Raw genomic sequence first — 244 nt, forward strand, 5'->3', positions numbered from 1 at the left:
GCGTGCGAGACGTTCATGTGCCCTCCGTGTGCGACGCGTGGCCGAACAGCTCCGCCACGCTGGAAATACCCGCGATCAAGCGCATCGACTCGAGCGATGCATCGTGCTGCCGACGATCCGCGCACGCGCAGGCGTCGGCCGCGACGGTCACGCGATAGCCGAGATCGGCGGCATGGCGCACGGTCATTTCTACGGTCGAGTGCGTGGCGACGCCGGCAACGATCAGGTGACGCACGTCGTGCGC

The 244-nt window shown here is 67.6% G+C and carries 1 protein-coding gene; it reads right to left on the reverse strand.

Going from position 1 to position 244, the window contains the following annotated elements:
• Positions 1–13: 13 nt before the first annotated feature.
• Positions 14–244 (reverse strand): isochorismatase family protein (locus AAEY68_RS21570; protein ID WP_350586885.1); only part of this gene is annotated, 231 nt, incomplete at its 5' end.

Source organism: Pseudoalteromonas sp. RB2-MNA-CIBAN-0110 (assembly GCF_040309305.1).
Taxonomy (GTDB): domain Bacteria; phylum Pseudomonadota; class Gammaproteobacteria; order Enterobacterales; family Alteromonadaceae; genus Pseudoalteromonas; species Pseudoalteromonas arctica.